This window comes from Pseudomonas sp. MYb60 (assembly GCF_002979555.1).
In the GTDB taxonomy this organism is placed as follows: Bacteria; Pseudomonadota; Gammaproteobacteria; order Pseudomonadales; family Pseudomonadaceae; genus Aquipseudomonas.
The window spans coordinates 18,533-43,202 of record NZ_PCOZ01000002.1 but is presented as its reverse complement, the minus strand read 5'-3'; the positions used below and the strand labels follow the sequence as shown (position 1 = coordinate 43,202).

The window sequence follows — 24,670 nt, the reverse complement described above, 5'->3', positions numbered from 1 at the left end:
TGTCTTTGTGCACCGTGCAGCCAAGGTACGCAGCTTGAGCGGCGACAAAACGCACGGCGGCGACCGACTCTTGCACTGCAGCGACCTGTCCTCTTGAATCCACCCGCGAACGGGAGTATCACAGTGCCACGCTGCCCGCCCGACGAGAGCGCCACCATGTCCCAGGATTTCTACTTCTTGCTGATGCCGGGGTTCTCGGCCATCGGCTTCATCTCTGCGCTGGAGCCGCTGCGCGTGGCCAACCGCTTTCGCGGCGAGCTGTATCGCTGGCATGTGCTGAGTGCCGATGGCGGCGCAGTGCTGGCAAGCAATGGCATGTCAGTGAATGCCGACGCGGCGCTGGAGCCGTTGAAGAAGGGGGCGACGTTATTGGTGGTCGCCGGTTTCGAGCCGTTGAAGTTCACCACGCCCGCGCTGGAACACTGGTTGCGCCGCCTCGATCACGATGGCGTCACCCTCGGCGCCATCGACACTGGCGCCTGTGTGCTGGCGGAAGCGGGCCTGCTCGACGGTCATCGCCTGACCCTGCACTGGGAAGCCATCGACGCGTTCAAGGAATCTTATCCACAGCTCACCGTGACCCAGGAGCTGTTCGAGATCGACCGCCGCCGCATCACCTGCGCCGGCGGCACCGCCTCCATCGACCTGATGCTCGACCTGATCGCTCAGGCCCACGGTGCCGAACTGGCGGTGCAGGTTTCCGAACAATTCGTGCTCGGCCGCATCCGTCCACGCAAAGACCACCAGCGCATGCAGATCGCCACGCGCTACGGCATCAGCAACAAGAAACTCGTGCACGTGATCGGCGAGATGGAACAACACACCGAACCACCCCTGACCACCCTGGCCCTGGCCGAAGCGATCAAGGTGACGCGCCGCCAACTGGAGCGCCTGTTTCGCCTGCACCTGAACGACACCCCGAGCAACTTCTACCTCGGCCTGCGCCTGGAAAAGGCCCGGCAGCTGTTGCGCCAGAGCGACATGAGCGTGCTGGAAGTGAGTATTGCGTGCGGGTTTGAATCGCCGTCGTATTTCACCCGCAGCTATCGGGCGAGGTTTGCGAAGTGTCCGCGGGAGGACCGGCGACGGGAGCTGGTTTGATCGGCTTTCCCCAATTGCGGTGGGTCAGCTACACCTATATCAGCTGACAGTCCGCCATCGGGGCAAGCCCCCTCCCACATAGGGTTGCAGCGTGGCTTATTTTTTCAGCAGGGCCGAGCAGGCGGCTTTGTAGGCTTCATGCTGGTACTTGTTCAGCGTCGCCGGCAGTTCGAAGTTGTGCTTCTTGTTCTGCGCATTGATGGTCTGCGGCGACAGCAGCGTCACCTCCACACCTTCAAGCAGCTGAAACACACCCTCGATTTTGAACGTGGTCGGCCCACCGGCGAACTCGCCTTTCTTGCTGCGCTTCTTGATCGCGATACGCTCGATGGCGTTGGCCTGCACAAACGCCTTCACCTGCGCGGCGAAGGCTTTGACGTTGGCCGCTTCGTCGTCGTCTTCGAGGGCGATTTTCTTGGTGGCCAGGGCGACGTGGGTCAGCGCCTGGTTGTCCAGGGAGGCAAGGGCGATGATGGCTTCGCTGCCTTTGATTTCGATGCCGCAGATAGTCATGAGTGGCCTTGGTTCAAAAAGAAAGTGCCCGGGATTGTCGCTTATTCCTGCCCGATCGACTCCAAAAACTCCGACCGCTCATCACTCATCCGCGCCAGGCAATCATTCTGCGCAATCGCATAGGCCTTGGTGCCATTCACCGCCGGGAAGGTGTCGACGGCGCAATCGGCATCGCGCAGTTTTTCCCACTTCTGCTGGGCATCCTTCAGACGGGCGGTAATGTCCGCCAGTTGGGTCTTGTCGCTGCCGTAGGTGGACGCCATTCGCTCAAGCAGGCCTTGGTAGTTGTCCTTGAGCAGCTGCTCAGCGGTGGTTTTGTTGTAAGAGGCGCATTCCAGGGTTTGCTTGTCGTTTTCAATGCCGTCGCACGGCGTGCTGTCGGTGTCTTCGGCCGCATGGGCGCCGGTTGCGATGAGTGCCAAAGCCAGGAAAATCGATTTCATTGCGCCGTCTCATATCAGGTGATGGCCGAATTCTGGCTCAAGAGTAGGACAAAGAACAGCCACGAGTCAGACCTGTCTTAACAGCCTTTGTCGTGGATTGACGCTTTCGGCAATTCCCTTGTCGTTTTTGCACCCGGCTCGGGATGTCCCTGGGCATATGCTGGCCCCAAAGCGCCGGCAGACGATTCGGCGCATGAATCGCCAATAAGGGGACGCCTGATGAGCCCAGCCGAATTGCACGCCGACAGCATCGTTATCGACGGGCTGATTATTGCCAAGTGGAACCGCGACCTGTTCGAGGACATGCGCAAAGGCGGCCTCACCGCTGCCAACTGCACCGTGTCGGTGTGGGAAGGGTTCCAGGCCACCATCAATAACATCGTGGCCAGCCAGACCCTGATCCGTGAAAACAGCGACCTGGTGATCCCGGTGAAAACCACCGCCGACATCCGTCGCGCCAAAGAGCAGGGCAAGACCGGCATCATCTTCGGTTTCCAGAATGCCCACGCGTTCGAAGACCAGCTTGGCTACGTCGAGATCTTCAAGCAGCTCGGCGTCGGTGTGGTGCAGATGTGCTACAACACCCAGAACCTGGTCGGCACCGGCTGCTACGAGCGCGATGGCGGCCTGTCGGGGTTTGGCCGTGAGATCGTCGGCGAGATGAACCGTGTCGGGATCATGTGCGACCTGTCCCACGTCGGCTCCAAGACCTCCGAAGAAGTCATCCTCGAATCGAAAAAGCCGGTGTGCTACTCCCACTGCCTGCCGTCCGGCCTGAAAGAGCACCCGCGCAACAAGTCCGATGAAGAACTCAAGTTCATTGCCGACCACGGCGGTTTTGTCGGCGTGACCATGTTCGCGCCGTTCCTGGCCAAGGGCATCGATTCGACCATCGACGACTACGCCGAAGCCATCGAATACACCATGAACATCGTCGGCGAAGACGCCATCGGCATCGGTACCGACTTTACCCAGGGCCATGGCCAGGATTTCTTTGAAATGCTGACCCATGACAAGGGCTACGCCCGCCGCCTGACCAGCTTCGGCAAGATCATCAACCCGCTGGGCATCCGCACCGTGGGCGAGTTCCCCAACCTCACCGAGACCCTGCTCAAGCGCGGCCACAGCGAGCGCGTGGTGCGCAAGATCATGGGTGAGAACTGGGTCAACGTCCTCAAGGACGTCTGGGGCGAGTAAGTCACCGCCACCGCATCTTCCACCCTGGCCTGACGGGCCGGGGCATTACCAAGAATTTTTCTGGAGTTAAGTTTCCATGGCCAAGATCGCCCCGCAATTGCCTATCGAAGTCGACAGCGAAACCGGTATCTGGACCTCCGACGCCCTGCCGATGCTGTACGTGCCGCGCCATTTCTTCGTCAACAACCACATGGGGATTGAAGACGTATTGGGCGCCGACGCCTACGCCGAGATCCTTTACAAGGCCGGCTACAAATCCGCCTGGCACTGGTGCGAGAAAGAAGCTGAATGCCACGGCCTGGAAGGTGTCGCGGTATTCGAACACTACATGAAGCGTCTGTCGCAACGCGGCTGGGGCCTGTTCAAGATCCAGGACATCGACCTCGACAAAGGCACCGCCAGCGTCAAGCTCGAGCACTCGGCTTTTGTGTACGTGTACGGCAAGGTCGGGCGCAAGGTGGACTACATGTTCACCGGCTGGTTCGCCGGCGCCATGGACCAGATTCTTGAGGCGCGTGGAAGCCAGATCCGCACCGTCGCCGAACAAGTCTACGGAGGCTCCGAAGAGGGCCACGATGACGGTTTGTTCACCGTCAAGCCGTTGTAAGCCGAGGACCGTGCCATGGCTTTCGAAGCAATGTTCCAGCCGATCCAGATCGGCAAACTGACCATTCGCAACCGCGTGCTCAGTACCGCTCACGCCGAGGTGTATGCCACCGACGGCGGGATGACCACTGACCGCTACGTGAAGTACTACGAAGAGAAAGCCAAGGGCGGCATTGGCCTGGCAATCTGTGGCGGCTCCTCGGTGGTGGCCATCGACAGCCCGCAGGAATGGTGGAGCTCGGTGAACCTGTCCACCGACCGCATCATCCCGCACTTCCAGAACCTGGCCGACGCCATGCACAAGCATGGCGCCAAGATCATGATCCAGATTACCCACATGGGCCGTCGCTCGCGCTGGGACGGCTTCAACTGGCCGACGCTGATGTCGCCGTCCGGCGTGCGTGAGCCGGTGCACCGCGCCACCTGCAAGACCATCGAACCGGAAGAAATCTGGCGGGTTATCGGCAACTACGCCAGCGCCGCTGCGCGTGCCAAGGCCGGTGGCCTGGACGGCGTGGAACTGTCGGCGGTGCACCAGCACATGATCGACCAGTTCTGGAGCCCGCGGGTCAACAAGCGGACTGACGAATGGGGCGGCAGCTTCGAAAACCGCATGCGTTTCGGCCTGGAAGTGCTCAAGGCCGTGCGCAAGGAAGTCGGCCCGGATTTCTGCGTGGGCATCCGCCTGTGCGGCGACGAGTTCCACCCGGACGGCCTGTCCCACGAGGACATGAAGCAGATCGCCAAGTACTACGACGACACCGGCATGCTCGATTTCATCGGCGTCGTGGGTTCAGGCTGTGATACCCACAACACCCTGGCCAACGTTATCCCGAACATGAGTTACCCACCGGAGCCGTTCCTGCATTTGGCCGCCGGTATCAAGGAAGTGGTCAAGGCCCCGGTGCTGCACGCGCAGAACATCAAGGACCCGAACCAGGCCACGCGCATTCTGGAAGGCGGCTACGTGGACATGGTCGGCATGACCCGTGCCCACATGGCCGACCCGCACCTGATCGCCAAGATCAAGATGGGCCAGATCGATCAGATCAAACAGTGCGTCGGCGCCAACTACTGCATCGACCGCCAGTACCAGGGGCTGGATGTGCTGTGCATCCAGAACGCCGCAACCTCCCGTGAATACATGGGCGTGCCGCACATCATCGAAAAGACCACCGGGGTCAAACGCAAGGTCGTGGTGGTGGGGGCCGGCCCGGCCGGGATGGAAGCCGCACGCGTGGCCGCCGAACGTGGCCACGATGTGACCCTGTTCGAAAAGAAGGAATTTATCGGCGGGCAGATCACCACGGCGTCCAAGGCGCCGCAGCGTGACCAGATCGCCGGCATCACCCGCTGGTTCCAGCTGGAACTGGCACGCCTGAACGTCGACCTGCGCCTGGGCGTGGCCGCCGATGCCGCCACTGTCCTGGACCTGCGTCCGGACGTCGTGGTGCTGGCTGTAGGCGGGCATCCGTTCCTGGAGCAGAACGAACACTGGGGCGCGGCTGAAGGCCTGGTGGTCAGCAGCTGGGACGTGCTCGACGGCAAGGTGGCGCCGGGCAAGAACGTGCTGGTGTACGACACCATCTGCGAATTCACCGGCATGTCGGTGGCGGATTTCCTTGCGGACAAAGGCAGCCAGGTCGAGATCGTCACCGACGACATCAAGCCCGGCGTGGCCATCGGCGGTACGTCGTTCCCGACTTACTACCGCAGCATGTACCCGAAAGAAGTGATCATGACCGGCGACATGATGCTGGAAAAGGTCTACCGCGAAGGCGACAAGCTGGTGGCGGTGCTGGAGAACGAATACACCGGCGCCAAAGAGGAGCGGGTGGTGGATCAGGTCGTGGTCGAGAACGGTGTGCGTCCTGACGAAGCGATCTACTACGCCCTCAAGGAAGGCTCGCGCAACAAGGGCCAGATGGACGTTGAAGCGCTGTTCGCGATCAAGCCACAACCGTGCCTGAGCGAGGCGGGTGACGGCTACTTGCTGTTCCGCATCGGCGACTGCGTGGCGCAGCGCAACACCCACGCCGCGATCTATGACGCCCTGCGCCTGTGCAAGGATTTCTGACTCAGCCTTGAACCAATGTGTACTCGGTCCAAATGTGGGAGGGGGCTTGCCCCCGATAGCGGTGGGTCAGCTACAGCTGTATCAACTGACACTCAGCCATCGGGGGCAAGCCCCCTCCCACATGTTCTGGCCAGTTTCACAGTAGACCTGTGTGGTCTGTGGGAGCTTCACCATGTTGAACACCTTGCTGCCTATTCTCCTGTTTGCCGCCTTGGGCCTTGCCGTCCTTGGCGCACTGCGACGTGTCGCCATGTGGCGCCGTGGCCGCGCGTCCAAGGTCGACCTGCTGGGCGGCCTGCTGGCCATGCCCAAGCGCTACATGGTCGACCTGCACCACGTGGTCGCCCGCGACAAATACATCGCCAACACCCACGTCGCTACGGCGCTGGGCTTTGTGCTGTCGGCGGCGCTCGCCATCCTGGTCCACGGCTTCGGCCTGCAAAGCCGCATCCTCGGCTACGCCTTGCTGCTGGCCTCGGTGTTGATGTTTGTCGGCGCCACGTTCGTCTACCTGCGCCGTCGCAACCCACCGTCACGCCTGTCCAAAGGCCCGTGGATGCGCCTGCCGAAAAGCCTGATGGCGTTTTCGGTGAGCTTCTTCCTGGTGACCCTGCCGGTGGCCGGGATCCTGCCGGCGGACTTCGGCGGCTGGTTGCTCGCTGCACTACTGGGCGTGGGCGTGCTGTGGGGCGTCAGCGAAATGTTCTTCGGCATGACCTGGGGCGGGCCGATGAAGCACGCCTTCGCCGGTGCCCTGCACCTGGCCTGGCACCGTCGCGCCGAGCGCTTTGGCGGCGGTCGTTCCACCGGGTTGAAACCGCTGGACCTCAGCGACAAGACCGCGCCGCTGGGTGTTGAAAAACCCAAGGATTTCACCTGGAACCAACTGCTCGGGTTTGACGCCTGCGTGCAGTGCGGCAAATGCGAAGCCGCGTGCCCGGCGTTTGCCGCCGGCCAGCCGCTGAACCCGAAAAAGCTGATCCAGGACATGGTTGTCGGCCTGGCCGGTGGCACCGATGCCAAGTTCGCCGGCAGCCCCTATCCAGGCAAACCGATCGGCGAGCACAGCGGGAACCCGCATCAGCCCATCGTCAACGGCCTGGTGGACGCCGAGACCCTGTGGTCGTGCACCACCTGCCGCGCCTGCGTGGAAGAGTGTCCGATGATGATCGAGCACGTGGACGCCATCGTCGACATGCGTCGCCATCTGACCCTGGAAAAAGGCGCCACCCCGAACAAGGGCGCCGAAGTCCTCGAAAACCTGATCGCCACCGACAACCCCGGCGGTTTCGCACCGGGCGGGCGCTTGAACTGGGCGGCGGACTTGAACCTGCCGTTGCTCAGCGACAAGGGCAGCACCGACGTGCTGTTCTGGGTCGGCGACGGCGCGTTCGACATGCGCAACCAACGCACCCTGCGCGCGTTCGTCAAAGTACTCAAGGCCGCCGGTGTGGACTTCGCGGTGCTTGGCCTGGAAGAACGCGACAGCGGTGACGTGGCCCGTCGCCTGGGCGATGAAGCCACGTTCCAGCTGTTGGCCTCGCGCAATATCCAGACCCTGGCCAAGTACAGTTTCAAACGCATCGTGACCTGCGATCCCCACAGCTTCCATGTGTTGAAAAACGAGTACGGCGCCTTCAACGGCAACTACCTCGTGCAGCATCACAGCACCTTCATGGCCGAGCTGATCGACGAGGGCGCGCTGAACCTGGGCCAGCACAAGGGCAGCAGCGTGACCTATCACGACCCGTGCTACCTGGGCCGCTACAACGGCGAGTACGAGGCGCCGCGCCACGTGCTGCGGGCGTTGGGCATCGAGGTCAAGGAGATGCAACGTTCGGGCTTCCGTTCACGCTGCTGCGGCGGTGGCGGCGGGGCGCCGATCACCGACATTCCCGGCAAGCAGCGGATCCCGGACATGCGCATGGAAGACATCCGCGAAACCGGCGCCGAGCTGGTAGCCGTGGGTTGTCCGCAGTGCACGGCGATGCTCGAAGGCGTGGTTGAGCCGCGTCCGTTGATCAAGGACATCGCCGAGCTGGTGGCCGACGCGTTGCTTGAAGACGCTGCGCCCGCCAAGGCCCCGACCCAACGTGAACCTGCGGAGGTGCACTGATGAGCGACATTATCCGCCGCGATCCCCGCGCCGAGTGGATCGCCCGTAACCGCTTGCACCCGCTGCATGCGGCCATGCAACCGGTGCAACACAGCTGGATGGGCCCCAACGGCGTCATCCGCAAGAACGTGCATGGCGTTGGTTTTATCGGCCCCAACGGCATCAAGCGCATCGACCGCAGCGGCGCCCAGCAGGGTGGCGCGGCCAAGCGCACGGCAGCGGTGGACGTGCAGCTGCCGCTGCACCAGGTGCCTGCGCCGGCGTTCTACATCAATGTGGTACCGGACATGGTCGGCGGCCGTTTGAGCAGTCACGACCGCGACCTGCTCGGCCTGGCCCGGCAACTGGCCGGCAGCGACGGCGCGGTGCTGGCGGTGGTGTTCGGCGAGCATAAGGAAAGCGCGTTTGCCACGGCCGGCGTCGATCGCCTGCTGGTGCTGGAAGGCCAGGCATTCGACGGTTATTCACCGGAGCAACGCGTGCAAGGTTTGCGGGCGGTGGATCAGCAGTTCAACCCGCGCCACTGGCTGCTGCCGGACAGCCGCAGCGGTGGCGGTGAGTTGGGGCGGCGCTTCGCCGCAAGCCTCAAGGAGCGCCCGGCCACCCGTGTATGGCAGATCAAGGGTGACGAGTGCATCGGCCGTGCCGGCGCCGGTCAGCAAGACTTGGCGCGGCCGTTGTCGCGCCTGATCCTTGCCGCCGCAGAGTGCGCCGAGCCGGTCAGCGACACCCGACACGAAGTCCTGCCGGTGGAGTTATCCACACCCCTGGCCCGCAGTTTGCCGCGTATCGAGGACCTCGGCGCAGTGGCCGTGGACCCGGCGGCGATTCCGATGGCCGAGGCCGAGTTCATTTTCTCCGGCGGCAATGGCGTGAAGGACTGGGCGCTGTTCCACCAGACGGCTGCTGCGTTGGGCGCCACTGAAGGCGCCTCGCGGGTGGCGGTGGACGATGGCTTCATGGCCCGTGATCGCCAGGTCGGCGCCAGCGGTATCTGGGTCACGGCGCGGGTCTATGTGGCCGTTGGCATTTCCGGGGCGATTCAGCACCTGCAAGGTATCGGTGCCTGCGACAAGGTGGTGGCGATCAACCTCGACCCGGGTTGCGACATGATCAAGCGTGCCGACCTGTCGGTGATCGGCGACAGCGCCGAGATTCTGCAAGCCCTGATCGCGGCGGTCGAGACCTTCCGCCACGGCGCCAAGCGCGATGCCGCCTGAGGAGATGGCCATGACCACGAATGTAATCAGCTTGGTGTCCATCGGCGCCCACCCGACTTCTGGTCGCCCGCGCCGCGCCGAACAGGACGCGCGCGCCGTCGAGTTGGGTTTGCAGATGGCCGGGGACAGGTTGCAGGTGCTGCACGCCGGCAACATCGCCGAGCCGACCCTGCGCAGCTATTTGGGCATGGGCCTGCCGCAACTGCATGTGCTGGAGCAACCGGCAGGCAGCGATGCGTTGCCGGTGCTCAGTGAGTACCTGCGTGACGCCGGCGCCCAGGTGGTGCTCGCCGGCAGCCAGGCGGAAACCGGCGAAGGTTCGGGCATGTTGCCGTACCTGCTGGCCGAACAACTGGGTTGGCCGTTGGTGGTCGGGCTGGCGCAGGTGGAGTCCATCGATGCGGGCGTGGCCCAGGTGCTGCAAGCCTTGCCACGTGGGCAGCGACGGCGCTTGAAGGTGCGTCTGCCGTTTCTGGCGACGGTGGACAACGCCGCGCCCAAGCCACGGCAAAGTGCCTACGGCCCTGGGCAGCGCGGTGAGTTGGCGGCCCACGAGGTGGAGGTCGAAGAGGATGAGTTATTCACCGGCGCCGTGCTGCAACCGGCCAAGCCTCGGCCCAAGCGTTTGAAGGTGATCAAGGCCAAGAGTGGCGCGGACCGGATGAAGGCGGCGACGGCCAAGGCCAGTGGCGGTGGTGGGCAGGTGCTCAAGGGTGTGAGCCCGGAGGAGGGCGCGCAGGCGATTCTCAAGTTATTGGTTGAGGAAGGCGTAGTGCGCTGACTCAAAAACCACCACAAAACCTAACTGTGGGAGGTGGCTTCATTGTGTCTGGGGTGTCTGGGTTGACGCTGCGGGCGCAGGCTTTGGCACCAAATCCGGTAGCGGCGGTGGCAGCGGGTCCCATTGCCCGGTTGGGTTCATTGGCGGTGGTATCGCTGGCGTCGGGTCGCCGCCGGTGGGCTTGAGGATCATCTTCTCGGTCGTATCGCGCAAAATCATACCCTCGGTCGAACTACGTGCCTCGGTGCCGCTGTGGAAGGTGCTGATCTGCGAAATCGGCAAGTCCAGGTTGCGTTCGATCCTTGGCGTCAGCAGCAGGATAATTTCGGTTTTCTGCTGAGTGCTTTGCTGGGTGCCGAACAGTTTCTTGCCGATCCACGGAATCTTGCTCAGCCACGGCAGCCCGGAACCTTCCTCTATGTCGGCCGTGCGGATCAGCCCTGAGACAATTTGAGTCTCATTGTTCCTCGCGGTGAGCAAGGTATCGGTGGACCGTGTTCCCAGCTCAAACGTGGCGGGCACGTTTTCTGTGCCGGGAATCCGCTTGGTGATGTGGCTCATCTCCACCTTCAACTTCATATTGACTTCATCACTGAGACTGATCGTGGGCTGGACGATGATCTTCAGGCCCACATCGTAAAAATCAACTGCCGAGGAGGTTACCTGGTTGGCGGTGGTGGTCTTGACCACCGGTATCTTGTCACCAATATTGACCTGGGCTTCTTCGCGATTGCGCACCCGCACCCGTGGGTTGGCGAGCGTCACGGTATTGCCGCTGCGTTGCAGGATGTTGATGCGTGCCGAGGTGCTGCCTGTATCCAGCAGGATGTTGTCGCCGTTGATTCCGCGCAATGCACTGATCGGGGTGCCCGCAATCCCAGGGCCGAGATTACCCACCGACACACCGATGCTTTCCGGGAGCTGAATCCCGAGATTTTGTTCGTCTGCCAGGCTGACCTCCAGCACCTGAATATCAATGGTCACTTCTGATTGCGCAATATCAATGGCTTCGACCATTTTTTCCACGGCGCTCAAGGTGCTCAACCCATCACGCACGAGCACTGCATTGAGGCGCTCGTCCACCAGCACTTCCTTGGGTTTGAGCATCTGCTTGATCTCGGCGGCCACGATCTTGGCGTCGCCATGGCTAAGGTAAAACGTGCGCACCGCCAGTTCGCGGTACTCGCGCTCTTTGTCCGGACGCCGGGGGTAGATCAGAATGGTGTTCTGGTTGAGGATTTTCTTGTCCAGTCCCTGGGTGGTCAATAGCAGGTTCAGCGCATCCTCAGCCGTGGTACGGCTTGCCGTCATGCTGGCGGCGGCACTGGGATTGACGTCCTTGTCGATGACAAAATTGACCCCCGACAAGCGCGCGATGGTCTCGAAGATGGTGCTCAGGCTTTGGGCGCTGAACTCCAGGCTCAAGGGTTTGCGCATGGCATCGGAAAGGTCCGCGCTGAGGTAGTCGGCACTCACCAGTTCGCGGGTCAACGTGTTGCGAAAGTCCAGGGCCTCCCGGTAGTTGGGTTTCTGGGCGATGATCTGGCGCACCAGGTTCAGCGCTTCCACCGGGTGGGTGCGTTTCATTTCGTAGGCCCGCGCCAGCTGTGGGCGCAATTGCTTCATTGCCTGGATGCTCTGGATTTCCTGGCGGGCACCGAGGTTGCTGGGGTCGTATTTGAGGATGATTTCCAAGGCGCGGATGGCGGCAGCATCGTCACCGCGCATCAGTGCGGTACTGGCTTCACGGCTGTATTGGGCGACCAGCAGCTCGAGCTTGCTGAACTGGGCGGTGCGCAATTGAACATCATCAGGATCGTCCTTGGCTTCGGCTTGCAGCACCTCCACCGAACGCACGATGTCGCCTTTGAGGCGCAGTTCATCACTCTCCTGGATCGCCCGTTGGGTTTCGCATCCGCTGGCCGTCAGCAGGACGAGGCTCAGGGGCATCAGCGTGCGTAGCGTCATGATCCTGTCCTTCCTGCGTCAGCGTTTGTCGAGGCGCAGGGTGCTGGCATGCTTGAGCGGCATGTAGGTCAGCACCACGGCGGTGTCGGTGAGTTTGTCCAGGCGGTAATGAGCGTCGAGCATCTTGCCCGGGACGATGCGGCCGGGCACCGAGCAGCGGTTGCACAGGGTGTACTGGCGGCCGTTACCGTTGAGCACCACGATGTTGGCCTGGTGCTCGTAGCGCCATTGCGCGCTGACGGTGAAGGGCAGCGGCGGTGGTTTTGGCGGCGAATTATCCACCGGTGCTGGTGGCGGTGGAGGTGTCCAGGTTTGCGCGGGAAACAGGTCGGTCACGGCGACCGGTGCGGGTTCGGGCGTCGCCCTCGGTGCGGGCGGATCGGGTTTGGCGATCGCCGGCGTGGGCAGAGGGGTGGGGCTTTCGGGTGTGTCTTGCCAGAACAGCCAGCCGCAACCGATCAGGGTGACCAGCAACAACACGCGCAAGTACAAGGGCAGCTTCATTCCACCACCCCCAGTACGCTCAGTTTGAGGTTGATGGTCAGCATGCCACTGGTGATGTCCTTGCGCTCCAGCGTCAGGCTTTCGATGCGCACGGCTGGTTCTGGCGCGGCATCGGTCAAAGCGTCGCGCAACAGCACGTAGGGCCCGGCGAGTGGGATCTCTACATCCAGTCGCTGCAGGCCGGTATCGGCCGGCGCGGAGTAGGTGAGGGTGGTCTGCTCAATGATGAAACCACGCCGAGTCAAAACGGCGAGCAGCTTTTCCAGGCGTGCCGGGAAGTCGTGCGCGGCCGGAAGGTTTTCCACCATGGCCGGCTCGGTCACGTGCACGTCCTGCGGCTGTTCGCCAATGCCCGTTTCCAGTTCAAGGCGGCGCTGATGGTCGGCGACCTTGGCGGGGTGGATCACCGCCACTTCAACGAGCAACGCTAGCGCCATCGCCCCCAACGCCAGCAGGCCCCAGAAACCCAGGCGCTGTTGCCATTGCATCAGTTGCCAACGCAAACGGGGCACGTGACGAGTGAAGGTGTCCAATTTCGGCTACCCCGCGCCAACGGTGAGTGTGACGTGCACCGGGTGCTGCGGGTCGTTGGCCTTGCGGGCGCTTTGTTGCAGGTTCACGTGCACGCCGGGTTGGGCCTTGAGCCGCTCCACGAAGCGAAACGCGTCACCCAGTTGCTTGGCCTCCAGCTCCAGTTGCAGCCGCCCGGCCAGGGTGTTCACCTCGACGCGCGTCAGCGCGACTTCGCCAGACCACGCCCTACCCACGGCGTCCATCAACGAAAAAGGCGTGGCTGTTTGCTGGGCGAAAGCGGCCATCTGTTGTTTTTGATGGGGCGATAGTCGGATGGCGGCCTGGATCAGTTGTTCCTGACGGCGGGTCAGTTGGATAAATTGCTGCTCAAGCACATCGGTCTGCTGTTGCTGGTGCTCCATGCGCTGCCAGTGCTGCCAGGTGATGAACAACACCCCGACGGCGATCGCCCACAGCGCGGCCACCAACGGGCGATGAGCCTTGCCGGGGTGCTGCAGATCCACGGCAGGTGCACGAGGTGCGCGCAGCTGGCGCCAGGCGAATGTCATACCGGCGTCTCCCCCAGCCACGGATGCAGTGGGCCGAGCCAGTGCTCGGTCTGGCGATTGGCGACAATCAGGGTGGTGGGCGAACATTGCTGCGCCAGCAGGTCGGCGGTGAACAAATTGTCGTCCAGATCACTACCGGGTTGGGTGGGTAACACACAGACTCGATGGGGCTGCCCGTGTTGCTGGTAGAGGCAACTGAGGCCTTCCGTTTCCAGTACGGCCAGTACGCACTCCTCAGGCAAGTGACGCCAGTACCGCTGTGCCACAGCGGTCAGTAGCGGCTCGCACGTCACCAGTGGCAGGTGGTGCAGCTTGAACAGCTCACGCAGGTCCTGCAGCAGTTCGCGTGAGACCGCCACCGCCAGGCGTTCGTGGCCGAAGCGGCTGTTGGCGATCTGCACGTGGTACTGGTCTGGGTCGACGCCGGCCTGGTCACTGAACGTGGCCTCGGCAAAGCCTTGCCAGTCAGCGGCGTGGTTCAGGCCGCCCTGCCACGGCAGCATCAGGTAGTGCACATGGGGAAAACCCAGCAACACCGTGGCCCGGTCGAGAAAACCCACGCGGCCCCGAGGCGCCTGTTCCAGCAGTTGGGCACACGCGCCCAAGGGGGCGCCGGATTGCTGCGCTTGCCACACCGTTGCCCCGCGCCAACGCTGGCGTGCCGCCCATTCGGCACCGCTGCTGTGCAGCCACACCACATGCTCAATAAAGGGAAATGACACGGTGGACCTCCTTGAGGGTGGTGTGGCCCTTGATCACTTCGTCCAGGGCGATGTCACGCATGAATCGATGACCGCTTCCCAACGCAATCGCGCGCAGGGCTGCAGCGGAACTGCGGTTGATTAACCCTTCCTTCATCGCGTCGTTGACGCTGAGCACTTCCGCCAACGCCAGTCGGCCCTTGTAACCGGTGTTGCGGCAGGCATCACAACCGGTGCCCAGACGCAAACGCGCCTGTTTGAACAGGGCGTCAGGCAGGTTGGCCAACCGGACGATTTGCGGGTCGGGCGGGGCGTCGACCGCACAGTCCGGGCACACCCGCCGGACCAGGCGCTGGGCAACCACGCCTATCAAGGCTTCGACAAAACTGCGGGGGTCGACCTCCATGTGAAGGAAGCGCGCCATCACACTGAACACATCGTTGGCATGCAGCGTTGACAGCACTAAATGCCCGGTCAACGCGGCCTGTACGGCAATGCCTGCGGTCTCGGCGTCACGGATTTCGCCCACCAGGATCGTGTCCGGGTCATGGCGAAGGATCGAGCGCAGGCCGCGGGCGAAGGTCAGGCCTTTTTTGTCGTTGACTGGGATTTGAAGCACCCCCGGCAGTTCGTATTCCACCGGGTCTTCTATGGTGATGATTTTTTTCTCACCGGTGTTGGTCTCCGACAGGGCGGCGTACAACGTGGTGGATTTGCCGCTACCGGTGGGGCCGGTCACCAGCAGCATGCCGTGAGGCTCGCCGGCCAAGACACGAATCTGCTCGATGACACCCGCGCTCAGCCCCAGGTTCATCAGGCTCAGGGACTCGCCCCGTTGGGACTTGTCGAGAATCCGCAGCACCGCATCTTCACCATGGATGCTGGGCATGATCGATACGCGAAAATCCACCTCGCGTCCCTGGATCTTCATTTTGAAACGCCCATCCTGCGGCACCCGACGTTCGCCGATGTCCAGCTCAGACAACACTTTGATGCGCGACAGTGCCTGTTCGGCCATGTCCAGGCCATTGGCCTTGCCCATCTTCTGCAAGACACCGTCAATGCGGTACTTGATCTCCAGGCCTTCCGGGTTGGTCTCTACGTGAATATCACTGGCGCGACTCTGCAACGCATCGAACAGCATGGAGTTGACCAGGCGCACCACCGGGTTGTCGTCGCGGGCGATGCTGCTCAGGGAAATTTCCTGGGCGCTGTGGCCGACACGGGCGTTTTCGTCTTCTTCACCAAAGGGTTGCATGACCCGCTGACTGGCTTCGGCCAGGCTCAATTGGGCCTTGACTGCATCCGGCAGGCTCATCGCCAGCGGTAGCGGGCGCAAGAGCTTGGACGATTGCAGCCAGTAGCGGCTGGCCAAGGTAAAGGGATCGCCCAGCACGAGGCACGCCTGGCCCCGGTGCTCCACGGGCAGCACGTTATGGATCAAGGCCTGGGGCAGGGGCAGCAGGTCGAACCGCCAGTGCTCGCCCAGGTATTCGGGGGCGATGGCGATCAGGCCCAACGGCTGGGCGATGATGCCCAATTGCTCGGGTGCCTTGCGCAGAACCTCCAGCAAATACTCGGGAAGGCTCATGCCCCGTTGCGCTGCCAGCGCCTGCCACTGGCGTGTCTGCTCGCTCATGTGCTACCCCTGGATAGACCCCGCCAGCTCGAAAATCGGCATGTACAACATGAACACGATCAAGCCGATCAACCCGCCCACCACCAGCATCAGCACGGGCTCGAAGACCTTGCTGAACAGCTCGATGGCCCGCTCCAACGCTTCATCATGAAACTGCGCGATGCGCTCGCACATGGCCGCCAGTTCGCCGCTTTGCTCGCCGACCCGCAGCAGGCGTTCGGCGACTGCGGTGGTCAGTTGATAGCGGGCCAGGGACGTCGACAGCGGCTGGCCGGCCTGGATATCAGTCATGGCGCGATGCAGGTCGGCTTGACGCTCGGGCGGCAGCAACGCGCCGGACAACTCCACCGCCGTGACCACCGGCATCCCGCCCATCAGCAGCATCCCGGCGGTGCGGTAGAACCGCGCGAGAATAAACAAGGTGCGCTGGGTGCCCAGGCTGGGAATTTTCCAGAACAGGTCGGCGGCGCGTCGCTTGAACCCTGCGCTGCGAAACAGCAGGACCAGGGCGACAATCGCCAGTACCAGGCCGATCAGCAGCTCGGTGCCGCGAATGTCCACCAGCGCGCCCCACCACACCATGAACCGCGCGGTGGCGGGCAACTCGGCCACGGCATCGAAGACCGAGGCGAAGCGCGGGATCACGAAAAACAGCAGGAACAGCAAGATCACCGCGCCGACGCTGAGCACCACCATGGGGTACATCAGCGCGCCGCTGACGCGTTTTTTCACCGCTTCCAGATGCGTTTCGAAATGGTGGTAGCGACGCAGGGCCACCGCCAGTTGACCGCTGTGTTCGGAGGAGGCCACGGTGGCGATCAGCAGCGACGGGAAGGTCTGCGGCTTGAGCTGCATGGCCCTGGACAGTGAGTTGCCTTCGTACATCGACACCAGCAAGTCGCTCATGACTTGCCGGTTGATACCGGGAGGCGCCTTGTCGCGCAGGGTTTCCACGGCCTCCACCAGCACCAGGCCGGCGTCCAGCAACACCACCAGTTCCTGGATGAACAGGCCCAGCGCGAACGTGGCGCGGCGGCTGGGCAACCTGAACTGGCGGCGTGCCTTCAGCGAGATTATTTGGGCACCGTCGGCCATCAGCTGTTGGCGCGCCTGTGTGAGGTCCGATGCTTGCAAGCGCAGGGTTTGCAGGTGACCGTCGCGGATAATGCGGGCATCGATGTCGATCATGGGGTTTGCCTTGCCAGCCGCTGACGCTGTTGCAGTAACTCGCCGTAGTAGCGCCACACCGCCCTCGCATAACGTGCGCGGCGTTGGTCCCGCCCCGGTTTTGCCCCAGCGTTGTAGGCGCCGACTGCTTGCCAGCCGTAGCCCTTTTCCCGAATGAACCCGGCAAGAATCCACGCGCCCACCATCACGCTGGTACAGGGCTGGGTCATCAGGTGCTGTTCGGTGATGCCGAATTGGGCAAGGGCGGGCAAGTGGCGGCTGTTGATCTGCATCAGGCCGATGTCCTGGCTGCCATCGCTGTTGATATTGCGTGCGTGGGGGTAGAGGTTCGATTCGACCTTGGCAATGGCATATAGCAACAGCGGGTCGATGTGATAGCGGTTGGCCGCCGACTGCCAGCACGTTGCCTGCACGGTGCCCGAAAGGCACAACAGGGTCAGGGCCAGCCGCAGGGTGTGCACGTCAGAGTCCGTAGACGATGTCGGCGTAGGTGTTCACTCCGCCGGCCTTGCCGTCACGGCCCAGGGAAATGATGTCTGCGTCATTGGGCGGTGCACCGGGGTTTTTGAACAGATACGGGTTGCCCCAGGGGTCTGGCGGCAGGGACTTCAGGTAGGGGCCCTGCCAGTTGCCGGCGTTGGCGGGGCGGGCGATGAGGGCGTTCAGCCCGAGGGTTTCGTCGGGGTAGTTGCCGTTGTCCAGGCGGTACTGGTTCAAGGCATCCGCGAGGGATTTCATCTGGCCCTGAGCGGTTTGGACTTTGGCCAGTTCGAGGCGATCGAACATCTTGGGGCCGACGTAGCCGGCAAGGAGGGCGATGATGAGCAGAACGACCAGCAGCTCCAGCAAGGTGAAGCCGCGTTGAGTGCTGTGGACAAGTGTACGAGCGCGCATGGAAATACCCTGTGGGAGTGCCAAGGTAAGGCGGTTGTGTATAACTCTCCCGGCCCGCTGTTTAGACGGGCACCGCCGGTAGAACTGCGTTGGAACCAGTACCTCTTCAACTGTAGCGTTGCTCGATATAAGGCGCCGTAAGGCGCCCTATAACGTTTGGCGCTAACGCACATCCACTAAGTGAATATGCGTGGGTACATCATTGTTTCAGGGCACCAGCTCCCAGGCTTGTTGCCACGCAGTCCCTGCGCCAGGGGCATAGGCCCACGCCGCACCGCTGCACCAGGCGGTGAAAGGGTGAGGTTTGCATTTATAGTTCTTGCCGTTGTGGGTGACGATATCGCCGTCTTTGTAGGGGGCGCCTTCTTCGTAGTCGGGGTGGGTTCCACCGCTGGCAGGCGTCACGGTGAACTCAAACGCTGCTTGATCGGTTTTACCGTTTTTCGGATCACGCACATTGAGGCGTGCCTGGAATTTGGTGGGCGCGTTGACCGTCAAAGCAGTACCGCTCGCGGTAGTTCCGTCTTGCGGACCTTGTAGTACTGGGAACGTCCATTGAAACAACGGCGTGCCATTTTTCGCGGACGATCCAGCCCCGCTAAAGGTAATGGCCTGTCCGGATTTAACAGACGTTGGCCCCGTGATATGAGCGGTGGGCGGTGTTGGATCAATTGGGCTCGGGCCTCCTCCTGCAATAATCGACATTGCATCGGTGTAACTCGGGCTCGTGGCATAGACGGTATTCATCAACGCATTTACAGCGTTGAACTTTACAGTCCCATCAGATTGCAACTCGCCTACTTGTGCGATTGAACGATCGACCTTTTCGGCAAGTTCTTTGCCCCATTGGCCTGGGCCCAAATTTTTGTCGGTGATCAAATGAGTGATATCGACAAGCTCGGTTCTGGCACCGCCACCGTCAAAGATTCGGTAGTGCACCTTGTCGTCCGGTTTAAGCGCTTGCATCTCTGTGCCGATGAATTGACCGATGGGCGTGAGCGGATCGGGCGTCCCTCCGCCTTGGAATTTCGAATCAGAGCAGCCGATGAAGAACTCTCCATCCGGGTCGCTCCTGACCCAGATAGTCACGATCAGACCGTTGCCCGAAAGGCCACTCGGGATGGTTCTCGTGATTTCAAAGTAGCCCCAGGCCCCAGAGATTTTAGGAGGGTTATTGGGTGGATAGACTGTCTTGGCGACGGTGAGTGATTCCGCGCCCCCCAAGGGCACCAGATCGCTCCATTTCAACGTGTCCGTGGCGGTGTTGAAACCCGGCCTGGTTATGAATGCGAAAAGCTTGCTGGGCACGTGGGGCGCTGTCCCGATGAGCCGCATAGTCAGCGGCTGGCCCGAAATCACGGAGGTTTTTGTCCAGTCAGGTAACGCGAGATCCAAACTGGCCTTTTTGGGGTCGTTGGCGGAGCAAATCTGGCCGTCTTTGATGATTGCTTGTATCTGTGTCAGCGTTGGATTGTTAATAAAGGGAATGTGGGCGACCTCATTCCATTGTTGTGCGGGGTAGGATTTTTCGGCATCGGTAGTAAATATTTTTGCCGACTCTCGGCAACCTTTATCGACAATCGGAGGGTTCCAGTAGCCGCCGGTTACCTGGCAATTCACCGCGCGGGTTGGCGGGAAGTCCAATGCCCCATGTGCCCATCCCAAGGCAGGGCTCAGGAGCATCGCCGCCAGCATCCCAGTGATCAAGTTTTTCACATACAACTGTAAGTTCTTCATGCTCTAGTCCACCTTCAATTCAGATAAACAAGTTCCGAACTGCTGGAACGATCAGGGTGATTATTCAATTGCCGTCATTGGTCAGTTGATCTCCCACGGGAGCGATGCGGGTTGCAGGATTACTCTGCACAGAGCCATGCAGAAACACCCACCCTTGATAACTGCCTTGCCCTGTAAATCCTTGATTGATGACGGCAAAGTTGCCTTGTTTGAATGGCGTGCCCTTGGCTTTGCTGAACACACCCATGAAGGTTTCACCCGGCCCTGCGACCACGCCCCAATCGGCGGTGCCGGTGAGCGGGTCGTCGTAGACTTTGCGCAGGTAGCGCTTGATCGTCGGTTTGCGCCGATCGAGCACCAGGTCTTCGAGTTTCTTGGGAAAGGTGTTGCCCTCTGCGTAATAAAGCCCGATCGCCCGGCGAATCTCATTGCCCCGCGCCAACAACTCCAGTTCACGCTCGCGCTGCAGCACGCTGGACCACAGTGTGCCTGCTTCCATCAGCATCACGGCCACCACGGCCACGGTCACCAACATGCCCATGAACACCGAGCCGTGCTGGCATTGTTTACCAGTCTGCATAGGCGCTCCCGTCACGGGCATTTCCAGGTGCGCCACTGCGTATGTCGCCCAGGCCTTGTTCGTCGGAAGCTTGCAGTTGCCAGGTGTCACGGCTGCCGGTGACCGGATCTTTTGGTACTTCGCGCAGATAACGTTTATCTACCAGGGTTTGAAGGGACTCGGGGTTGGCGCCATGGTCTTCGCGGTATTGGTCCAGTGCCTGGCGAATGGTCGAGAGGTTATGACGCAGCACGGTTTCCTGAGCCTTGCTGTGCTGGCGAAAGTATTGTGGGGTGACCAGGGTCATGAGGGTGGCGATAATGGCCATGACCACCAGCAACTCGATCAGGGTAAAACCCCGATTACCAGTGGCTGTATAACGTTCCATTCAAACTCTCCCGGGGGCTGCGGGATGAAACGTCGAATACATCTTCTCCCTCTTGTGGGTTGTCGGCAGTGCTCTTGTAGCTGCGCAGTTGCCAGGTCTTTTCGGACGCACGTTCAGGGCACTCGCATACCGGATCGCGAGGGATGCGCCGTAGAAAATAGAGTTTGTTGCCTTGCAGGTCGGTCTTATCCGTCACGCCCTCCACTAGGCTTTTCAAGTTGGGTGGATAACCGCTGTCGGTAACGCTCTTTTCGATGCGACCGTCGTCGGAGGCTTCTTTGTAGGCATCAATGGCGCGACGGATCTCCCGCAACGAGCGTTGCAAGTCGAGTTCCCGATCGCGTTTACCCATCAGCGCTGTCAGCGGATAAGCGACTGTCGCGAGTGTGGCCAGCAGGGCCAGCGTCAGTAGCAATTCAATCAGCGTAAAACCTTTGGCGCAGTGATGGCTGGGGTTGGCCGGCCACATCACCTTTTTATCTCCTGTCATCCCGCCAAGGACTTCCGCATTAACCCAGGCTAGTGAAATTGATTGCAAAGGTGAGTGTAGATGCAGGTTGTTTTTTGTACAGTCGTTGGTGTTACCCACATTCGCTGTGAGCCAGGCTGTGGATAAGGTGTTCGTGGTTGTCCACAGGCCACGTGTTTACAGGCTCGCGCAGCCTTGTACGAAAAACAACCAGGCTAAGTCACGGTTTTCACGCGAGTTTTCGTGTGGATAAGGGGTTGGTGTGAGGCAAAGTTGCCCCCAAAGTCTGTTGGCGCTTCTGTGGATAAGATGTTTGCTATCGTCTGCAGGCCACGTTAATTAAGGCTTGCAAAGGATTGATCAAAAATTAATCAAATCACCCTGAAAACAGCATAAAGGCGCTGAAACCCCCGGTTTGTGAAGGTTTGACTGGGTTTTCCACAGCGCTGGCGAAGTTACACCCAAACTCTGTTGGCGGTTCTGTGGATAAGGTGTTTGCGTACCGCTGCAGGCCACGAAACACATGGTGTGTAGAGATGTGGTCAATAATTGATCAGGTATAGGTCAAATCGGTGAAGTTGAATAAGTCACGGATTTTCTTGGTTTAATTTCGACACGGCAGCGTACTTGCCCACATTTGCTGTGGGTGGCTTTGTGGATAAGTTGTTGGGGAAAGGCTGGAGGGCAGGGGTTTGGAGGGTTGGGTGGCAGTTGCTCAAATTTTGAACAGTGTGCAGCTCTAAATGTGGGAGGGGGCAAGCCCCCTCCCACACACACCTGCATTTACCGTTTGATTGAAGCGGGCATTTATTCGTGCGCAGCCACACCCTTGAGGTACGGCGCTGGCGCGGCACCGAGGTTGTTGAGCATGCGCTCGCTGTACCAGTCAACGAAGTTCACCACGCCGAACTCATAGGTCTTGGAGTACGGGCCCGGCTGGTAGGCCGTGGAGTTGATGCCGCGCTGGTTTTCTTCGGCCAGGCGACGGTCCTGGTCGTTGGTGGCGTCCCACACCTGGCGCATGCGCTCGACGTCGTAGTCCACGCCTTCGACGGCGTCCTTGTGCACCAGCCACTTGGTGGTGACCATGGTCTCCTGCGCGCTGATCGGCCACACGGTGAACACGATGATGTGGTCGCCCATGCAGTGGTTCCACGAGTGGGGCAGGTGCAGGATGCGCATCGAGCCCAGGTCCGGGTTCTTGATGCGGCCCATCAGTTTGGCGCAGCCTTGCTTGCCGTCCAGGGTCATCGACACGGTGCCCTTGAGCAGCGGCATGCGCACGATGCGGTTACGCAGGCCAAAGCTGGCGTGGGCATACGGGATCTTCTCGGCATCCCAGGCGGCAGCGGACGCCGCCACGTGGTCCTTGAACGCCTGGTCGGCACGCGGGTCGGTGACATCGTCCCATTCCAGCAGGGTTTTCAGCAGCTCCGGGTGGGAGGCGTTGCAGTGGTAGCACTCGCGGTTGTTTTCCAGCACCAGCTTCCAGTTGGCTTTCTCCATCAAGGTGGTAGTAATCGCCACCTTGGTGTTCTCCATGTCGTAGGGTTCCATGTAATGGTTCAGCGTCGACAGGAAATCATCGATGGCTGGCGGGTTCTCAGCCAGGCTGATGAAGATGTAGCCGCCCGCGGTCTTCACGTTAACCGGCTTGAGGCCGTACTGCTTCATGTCGAAGTCGGCGCCCATCTCGGTGCCGGCGAACAGCAGGCGACCGTCTAGCTCGTAGGTCCACTGGTGGTAATGGCAGACCAGTTTGGCCACCTTGCCCTTGTCGCTGGTGCACAGGCGCGAGCCACGGTGGCGGCAGACGTTGTGGAACGCATGCACCACGCCGTCGGCACCACGGATCACGATGATCGGGTTCTTGCCGATTTGCAGGGTGATGTAGTTGCCCTTGGTGGGGATCTCGCAGGTCATGCCGGCGATCAACCACTCTTTCTGGAAGATTTCCTGCATATCGATATCAAACAGCCGCTCATCAGAGTAGAACGGCTGCGGCAGCGAAAAGGTACGCTCGCGCTCTTGCAGCATTTGCGCGGTGGCCTTGCGTGCGGGTTCCAGCGGATCGCCCAAGCTTAAGGTTGCGGTGACGTCCATCGTGTGTGTCCTCATGGCCATTCTGTGTGGCCGAGATAAGTGGCTAATCAGGTTTGCAGCAAGGCGTAAAGAAAGCGTCTGTGTTGGGAGCGAGTGTGGGGCCGCCGATGCGCCGAACCTTATCCATGGGCGACATGGCCCAATCTGTTCCCGACGCCCAACCCTATGTCCCTGGGGGCTGGTCGCGATAAGTATGTGAATGTCGCAGATAGGTAAATGGGCGTTTGCGGCGTTACGCAGAATCGCCACCATAAAGCCGAACATCGGCAGTGGAGAACCAGCATGTCCAACAGCTTCCTGAATCCGGTAACCACCCAGACCTGGGCCAATGGTCGGCACATCGTCCGTTGCGTCAAAGTCATCCAGGAAACCTGGGACGTGCGCACCTTTTGTTTCATGGCCGACCAACCCATCCTGTTCTTTTTCAAGCCCGGGCAGTTCGTCACCCTGGAGCTGGAAATCGAAGGCCAGCCGATCATGCGCTCGTACACCATCTCCAGTTCGCCGTCGGTACCGTACAGCTTCTCGGTGACCATCAAGCGCGTGCCGGGCGGCAAGGTGTCCAACTGGTTGCACGACACGCTGCACGAAGGCCAGGAACTGGCGGTGCACGGGCCGGTGGGGCTGTTCAATGCCATCGACTTCCCAAGCCCGAAGGTGCTGTACCTCAGCGGCGGCGTCGGCATCACGCCGGTGATGTCCATGGCGCGTTGGTTCTACGACACCAACGCCAATGTCGACATGACGTTCATCCACAGCGCCCGCTCACCCAAGGACATCATCTACCACCGCGAGCTGGAACACATGGCGTCGCGGATCGACAACTTCAGCTTGCACCTGATCTGCGAGAAGCACGGCCTGGGCGAACCTTGGGCAGGCTATCGCGGCTACCTGAACCACAAGATGCTCGAACTGATGGTGCCGGACTTCCTCGAGCGCGAAGTGTTCTGCTGCGGCCCGACACCCTACATGAATGCCGTGAAGCGCCTGCTGGAAGTGGCAGGGTTCGACATGACGCGTTATCACGAAGAATCCTTCGGTGCGACGCCACCAGAAGCCCGTGCCGATGCGGTGGAGCAAGCCGAACAAGCGGCGGATGCGCCTGAAGTCGACCTGGCGGATTTGCATCAAGTGGAATTCATTGCCTCGGGCAAAAGCATCCGCGTGGTACCGGGCGAAACCGTGCACGCAGCAGCAGCCAAGCTCGGCTTGATGATCCCGAAAGCCTGCGGCATGGGCATCTGTGGCACGTGCAAGGTGATGAAGCTGGGCGGGGAGGTGGAGATGGAACACAACGGCGGCATTACCGAAGAGGACGAAGCCGAGGGCTACATCCTGTCGTGCTGCAGCGTGCCGAAGGGTGATGTGCGCATCGAGTTCTGAC

Annotated in this window: 24 protein-coding genes; 8 read left to right on the top strand and 16 right to left on the bottom strand. The window is 61.2% G+C overall.

Going from position 1 to position 24,670, the window contains the following annotated elements:
* Positions 1-156 precede the first annotated feature (156 nt).
* Positions 157-1,101, top strand: a complete 945-nt coding sequence (locus tag CQ041_RS02910; protein WP_163001954.1) for a GlxA family transcriptional regulator — start codon at positions 157-159, stop codon at positions 1,099-1,101.
* A 96-nt stretch (positions 1,102-1,197) separates the two neighbouring features.
* On the opposite strand, the gene CQ041_RS02905 is transcribed toward CQ041_RS02910, so the two are convergent.
* Both CQ041_RS02905 and CQ041_RS02900 read right to left on the bottom strand, forming a co-directional pair.
* On the bottom strand, positions 1,198-1,614 hold the full coding sequence (locus CQ041_RS02905; protein WP_105521011.1) for a DUF3010 family protein: 417 nt from the start codon (positions 1,612-1,614) through the stop codon (positions 1,198-1,200).
* 41 nt (positions 1,615-1,655) lie between these two features.
* Complete coding sequence (locus tag CQ041_RS02900; protein ID WP_105521010.1) at positions 1,656-2,057, bottom strand: lysozyme inhibitor LprI family protein; 402 nt, start codon at positions 2,055-2,057, stop codon at positions 1,656-1,658.
* 219 nt (positions 2,058-2,276) lie between these two features.
* Here CQ041_RS02900 and CQ041_RS02895 point away from each other — a divergent pair, with 219 nt between their 5' ends.
* The 6 genes from CQ041_RS02895 to CQ041_RS02870 all read left to right on the top strand — a co-directional run bounded on the left by CQ041_RS02895 (position 2,277) and on the right by CQ041_RS02870 (position 10,054).
* Positions 2,277-3,254 carry a dipeptidase gene (locus CQ041_RS02895; RefSeq protein WP_014720245.1) on the top strand — a complete coding sequence of 326 codons (978 nt, stop codon included), beginning with the start codon at positions 2,277-2,279 and terminating at the stop codon, positions 3,252-3,254.
* Positions 3,255-3,330: 76 nt separating this feature from the next.
* A complete protein-coding gene (locus CQ041_RS02890) occupies positions 3,331-3,861 on the top strand; it encodes a 4-vinyl reductase (protein WP_105521009.1) in 531 nt (176 codons plus the stop codon).
* A 15-nt stretch (positions 3,862-3,876) separates the two neighbouring features.
* Positions 3,877-5,937, top strand: coding sequence for a dimethylglycine demethylation protein DgcA (gene dgcA / locus CQ041_RS02885; RefSeq protein WP_105521008.1), 2,061 nt, complete (start codon positions 3,877-3,879; stop codon positions 5,935-5,937).
* Between the two features lie 172 nt (positions 5,938-6,109).
* Entirely contained in the window at positions 6,110-8,053 is a 1,944-nt protein-coding gene (gene dgcB / locus CQ041_RS02880; RefSeq protein ID WP_105521007.1) for a dimethylglycine demethylation protein DgcB, read from the top strand.
* Positions 8,053-9,273, top strand: coding sequence for an electron transfer flavoprotein subunit alpha/FixB family protein (locus CQ041_RS02875; protein ID WP_105521006.1), 1,221 nt, complete (start codon positions 8,053-8,055; stop codon positions 9,271-9,273). The genes dgcB and CQ041_RS02875 overlap by 1 nt, the downstream gene beginning before the upstream one ends.
* Before the next feature lie 10 nt (positions 9,274-9,283).
* Positions 9,284-10,054: an electron transfer flavoprotein subunit beta gene (locus CQ041_RS02870; RefSeq protein ID WP_105521465.1), complete on the top strand. Its 771-nt coding sequence runs from the start codon at positions 9,284-9,286 to the stop codon at positions 10,052-10,054.
* Between the two features lie 39 nt (positions 10,055-10,093).
* Here CQ041_RS02870 and CQ041_RS02865 read toward each other — a convergent pair whose 3' ends face one another.
* The 14 genes from CQ041_RS02865 to gbcA form a co-directional block, all read right to left on the bottom strand.
* Positions 10,094-12,022: a secretin N-terminal domain-containing protein gene (locus tag CQ041_RS02865; protein WP_105521005.1), complete on the bottom strand. Its 1,929-nt coding sequence runs from the start codon at positions 12,020-12,022 to the stop codon at positions 10,094-10,096.
* Positions 12,023-12,040: 18 nt separating this feature from the next.
* On the bottom strand, positions 12,041-12,526 hold the full coding sequence (locus tag CQ041_RS02860) for a hypothetical protein (protein ID WP_105521004.1): 486 nt from the start codon (positions 12,524-12,526) through the stop codon (positions 12,041-12,043).
* Complete coding sequence (locus CQ041_RS02855) at positions 12,523-13,059, bottom strand: hypothetical protein (RefSeq protein ID WP_105521003.1); 537 nt, start codon at positions 13,057-13,059, stop codon at positions 12,523-12,525. The genes CQ041_RS02860 and CQ041_RS02855 overlap by 4 nt, the downstream gene beginning before the upstream one ends.
* A gap of 6 nt (positions 13,060-13,065) precedes the next feature.
* Entirely contained in the window at positions 13,066-13,608 is a 543-nt protein-coding gene (locus CQ041_RS02850) for a hypothetical protein (RefSeq protein WP_105521002.1), read from the bottom strand.
* Positions 13,605-14,330 carry a hypothetical protein gene (locus tag CQ041_RS02845; protein WP_231501148.1) on the bottom strand — a complete coding sequence of 242 codons (726 nt, stop codon included), beginning with the start codon at positions 14,328-14,330 and terminating at the stop codon, positions 13,605-13,607. Before CQ041_RS02845 ends, CQ041_RS02850 begins: the two co-directional genes overlap by 4 nt.
* Positions 14,311-15,948 carry a GspE/PulE family protein gene (locus CQ041_RS02840; protein WP_105521000.1) on the bottom strand — a complete coding sequence of 546 codons (1,638 nt, stop codon included), beginning with the start codon at positions 15,946-15,948 and terminating at the stop codon, positions 14,311-14,313. Before CQ041_RS02840 ends, CQ041_RS02845 begins: the two co-directional genes overlap by 20 nt.
* A 3-nt stretch (positions 15,949-15,951) precedes the next feature.
* A complete protein-coding gene (locus CQ041_RS02835) occupies positions 15,952-17,136 on the bottom strand; it encodes a type II secretion system F family protein (RefSeq protein ID WP_105520999.1) in 1,185 nt (394 codons plus the stop codon).
* The gene (locus CQ041_RS02830; protein ID WP_105520998.1) at positions 17,133-17,597 is read right to left on the bottom strand and encodes a transglycosylase SLT domain-containing protein; all 465 of its coding nucleotides are present in this window, start codon (positions 17,595-17,597) and stop codon (positions 17,133-17,135) included. Before CQ041_RS02830 ends, CQ041_RS02835 begins: the two co-directional genes overlap by 4 nt.
* A gap of 1 nt (position 17,598) precedes the next feature.
* Positions 17,599-18,030 (bottom strand): type II secretion system major pseudopilin GspG, encoded by a 432-nt coding sequence (gene gspG, locus CQ041_RS02825; RefSeq protein WP_105520997.1) that lies wholly within the window; start codon positions 18,028-18,030, stop codon positions 17,599-17,601.
* 207 nt (positions 18,031-18,237) lie between these two features.
* Complete coding sequence (locus tag CQ041_RS02820) at positions 18,238-19,767, bottom strand: lytic polysaccharide monooxygenase (RefSeq protein WP_105520996.1); 1,530 nt, start codon at positions 19,765-19,767, stop codon at positions 18,238-18,240.
* Positions 19,768-19,831: 64 nt separating this feature from the next.
* Positions 19,832-20,347 (bottom strand): type II secretion system protein, encoded by a 516-nt coding sequence (locus CQ041_RS02815; protein WP_177429349.1) that lies wholly within the window; start codon positions 20,345-20,347, stop codon positions 19,832-19,834.
* Positions 20,334-20,714, bottom strand: coding sequence for a type II secretion system protein (locus tag CQ041_RS02810; RefSeq protein ID WP_105520995.1), 381 nt, complete (start codon positions 20,712-20,714; stop codon positions 20,334-20,336). Before CQ041_RS02810 ends, CQ041_RS02815 begins: the two co-directional genes overlap by 14 nt.
* Positions 20,689-21,183 carry a prepilin-type N-terminal cleavage/methylation domain-containing protein gene (locus CQ041_RS02805; RefSeq protein WP_105520994.1) on the bottom strand — a complete coding sequence of 165 codons (495 nt, stop codon included), beginning with the start codon at positions 21,181-21,183 and terminating at the stop codon, positions 20,689-20,691. The genes CQ041_RS02810 and CQ041_RS02805 overlap by 26 nt, the downstream gene beginning before the upstream one ends.
* 807 nt (positions 21,184-21,990) lie before the next feature.
* Positions 21,991-23,286 (bottom strand): glycine-betaine demethylase subunit GbcA, encoded by a 1,296-nt coding sequence (gbcA, locus tag CQ041_RS02800; RefSeq protein ID WP_105520993.1) that lies wholly within the window; start codon positions 23,284-23,286, stop codon positions 21,991-21,993.
* A 282-nt stretch (positions 23,287-23,568) separates the two neighbouring features.
* On the opposite strand from gbcA, the gene gbcB reads away from it, so the two are divergent.
* A complete protein-coding gene (gene gbcB, locus CQ041_RS02795) occupies positions 23,569-24,669 on the top strand; it encodes a glycine-betaine demethylase subunit GbcB (protein WP_105520992.1) in 1,101 nt (366 codons plus the stop codon).
* Position 24,670: the final 1 nt, after the last annotated feature.

What these genes read in the sequence shown, in the direction of transcription:
- CQ041_RS02805 (WP_105520994.1), bottom strand. Translation starts at nt 21,183, where the DNA reads ATGTGGCCGGCCAACCCCAGCCATCACTGCGCCAAAGGTTTTACGCTG.
- CQ041_RS02895 (WP_014720245.1), top strand. Translation starts at nt 2,277, where the DNA reads ATGAGCCCAGCCGAATTGCACGCCGACAGCATCGTTATCGACGGGCTG.
- CQ041_RS02865 (WP_105521005.1), bottom strand. Translation starts at nt 12,022, where the DNA reads ATGACGCTACGCACGCTGATGCCCCTGAGCCTCGTCCTGCTGACGGCC.
- CQ041_RS02815 (WP_177429349.1), bottom strand. Translation starts at nt 20,347, where the DNA reads ATGCAGACTGGTAAACAATGCCAGCACGGCTCGGTGTTCATGGGCATG.
- CQ041_RS02810 (WP_105520995.1), bottom strand. Translation starts at nt 20,714, where the DNA reads ATGGAACGTTATACAGCCACTGGTAATCGGGGTTTTACCCTGATCGAG.
- CQ041_RS02875 (WP_105521006.1), top strand. Translation starts at nt 8,053, where the DNA reads ATGAGCGACATTATCCGCCGCGATCCCCGCGCCGAGTGGATCGCCCGT.
- CQ041_RS02835 (WP_105520999.1), bottom strand. Translation starts at nt 17,136, where the DNA reads ATGATCGACATCGATGCCCGCATTATCCGCGACGGTCACCTGCAAACC.
- CQ041_RS02840 (WP_105521000.1), bottom strand. Translation starts at nt 15,948, where the DNA reads ATGAGCGAGCAGACACGCCAGTGGCAGGCGCTGGCAGCGCAACGGGGC.
- CQ041_RS02905 (WP_105521011.1), bottom strand. Translation starts at nt 1,614, where the DNA reads ATGACTATCTGCGGCATCGAAATCAAAGGCAGCGAAGCCATCATCGCC.
- CQ041_RS02890 (WP_105521009.1), top strand. Translation starts at nt 3,331, where the DNA reads ATGGCCAAGATCGCCCCGCAATTGCCTATCGAAGTCGACAGCGAAACC.
- gbcA (WP_105520993.1), bottom strand. Translation starts at nt 23,286, where the DNA reads ATGGACGTCACCGCAACCTTAAGCTTGGGCGATCCGCTGGAACCCGCA.
- dgcB (WP_105521007.1), top strand. Translation starts at nt 6,110, where the DNA reads ATGTTGAACACCTTGCTGCCTATTCTCCTGTTTGCCGCCTTGGGCCTT.
- CQ041_RS02850 (WP_105521002.1), bottom strand. Translation starts at nt 13,608, where the DNA reads ATGACATTCGCCTGGCGCCAGCTGCGCGCACCTCGTGCACCTGCCGTG.
- gbcB (WP_105520992.1), top strand. Translation starts at nt 23,569, where the DNA reads ATGTCCAACAGCTTCCTGAATCCGGTAACCACCCAGACCTGGGCCAAT.
- CQ041_RS02820 (WP_105520996.1), bottom strand. Translation starts at nt 19,767, where the DNA reads ATGAAGAACTTACAGTTGTATGTGAAAAACTTGATCACTGGGATGCTG.
- CQ041_RS02900 (WP_105521010.1), bottom strand. Translation starts at nt 2,057, where the DNA reads ATGAAATCGATTTTCCTGGCTTTGGCACTCATCGCAACCGGCGCCCAT.
- CQ041_RS02870 (WP_105521465.1), top strand. Translation starts at nt 9,284, where the DNA reads ATGACCACGAATGTAATCAGCTTGGTGTCCATCGGCGCCCACCCGACT.
- CQ041_RS02910 (WP_163001954.1), top strand. Translation starts at nt 157, where the DNA reads ATGTCCCAGGATTTCTACTTCTTGCTGATGCCGGGGTTCTCGGCCATC.
- CQ041_RS02860 (WP_105521004.1), bottom strand. Translation starts at nt 12,526, where the DNA reads ATGAAGCTGCCCTTGTACTTGCGCGTGTTGTTGCTGGTCACCCTGATC.
- dgcA (WP_105521008.1), top strand. Translation starts at nt 3,877, where the DNA reads ATGGCTTTCGAAGCAATGTTCCAGCCGATCCAGATCGGCAAACTGACC.
- gspG (WP_105520997.1), bottom strand. Translation starts at nt 18,030, where the DNA reads ATGCGCGCTCGTACACTTGTCCACAGCACTCAACGCGGCTTCACCTTG.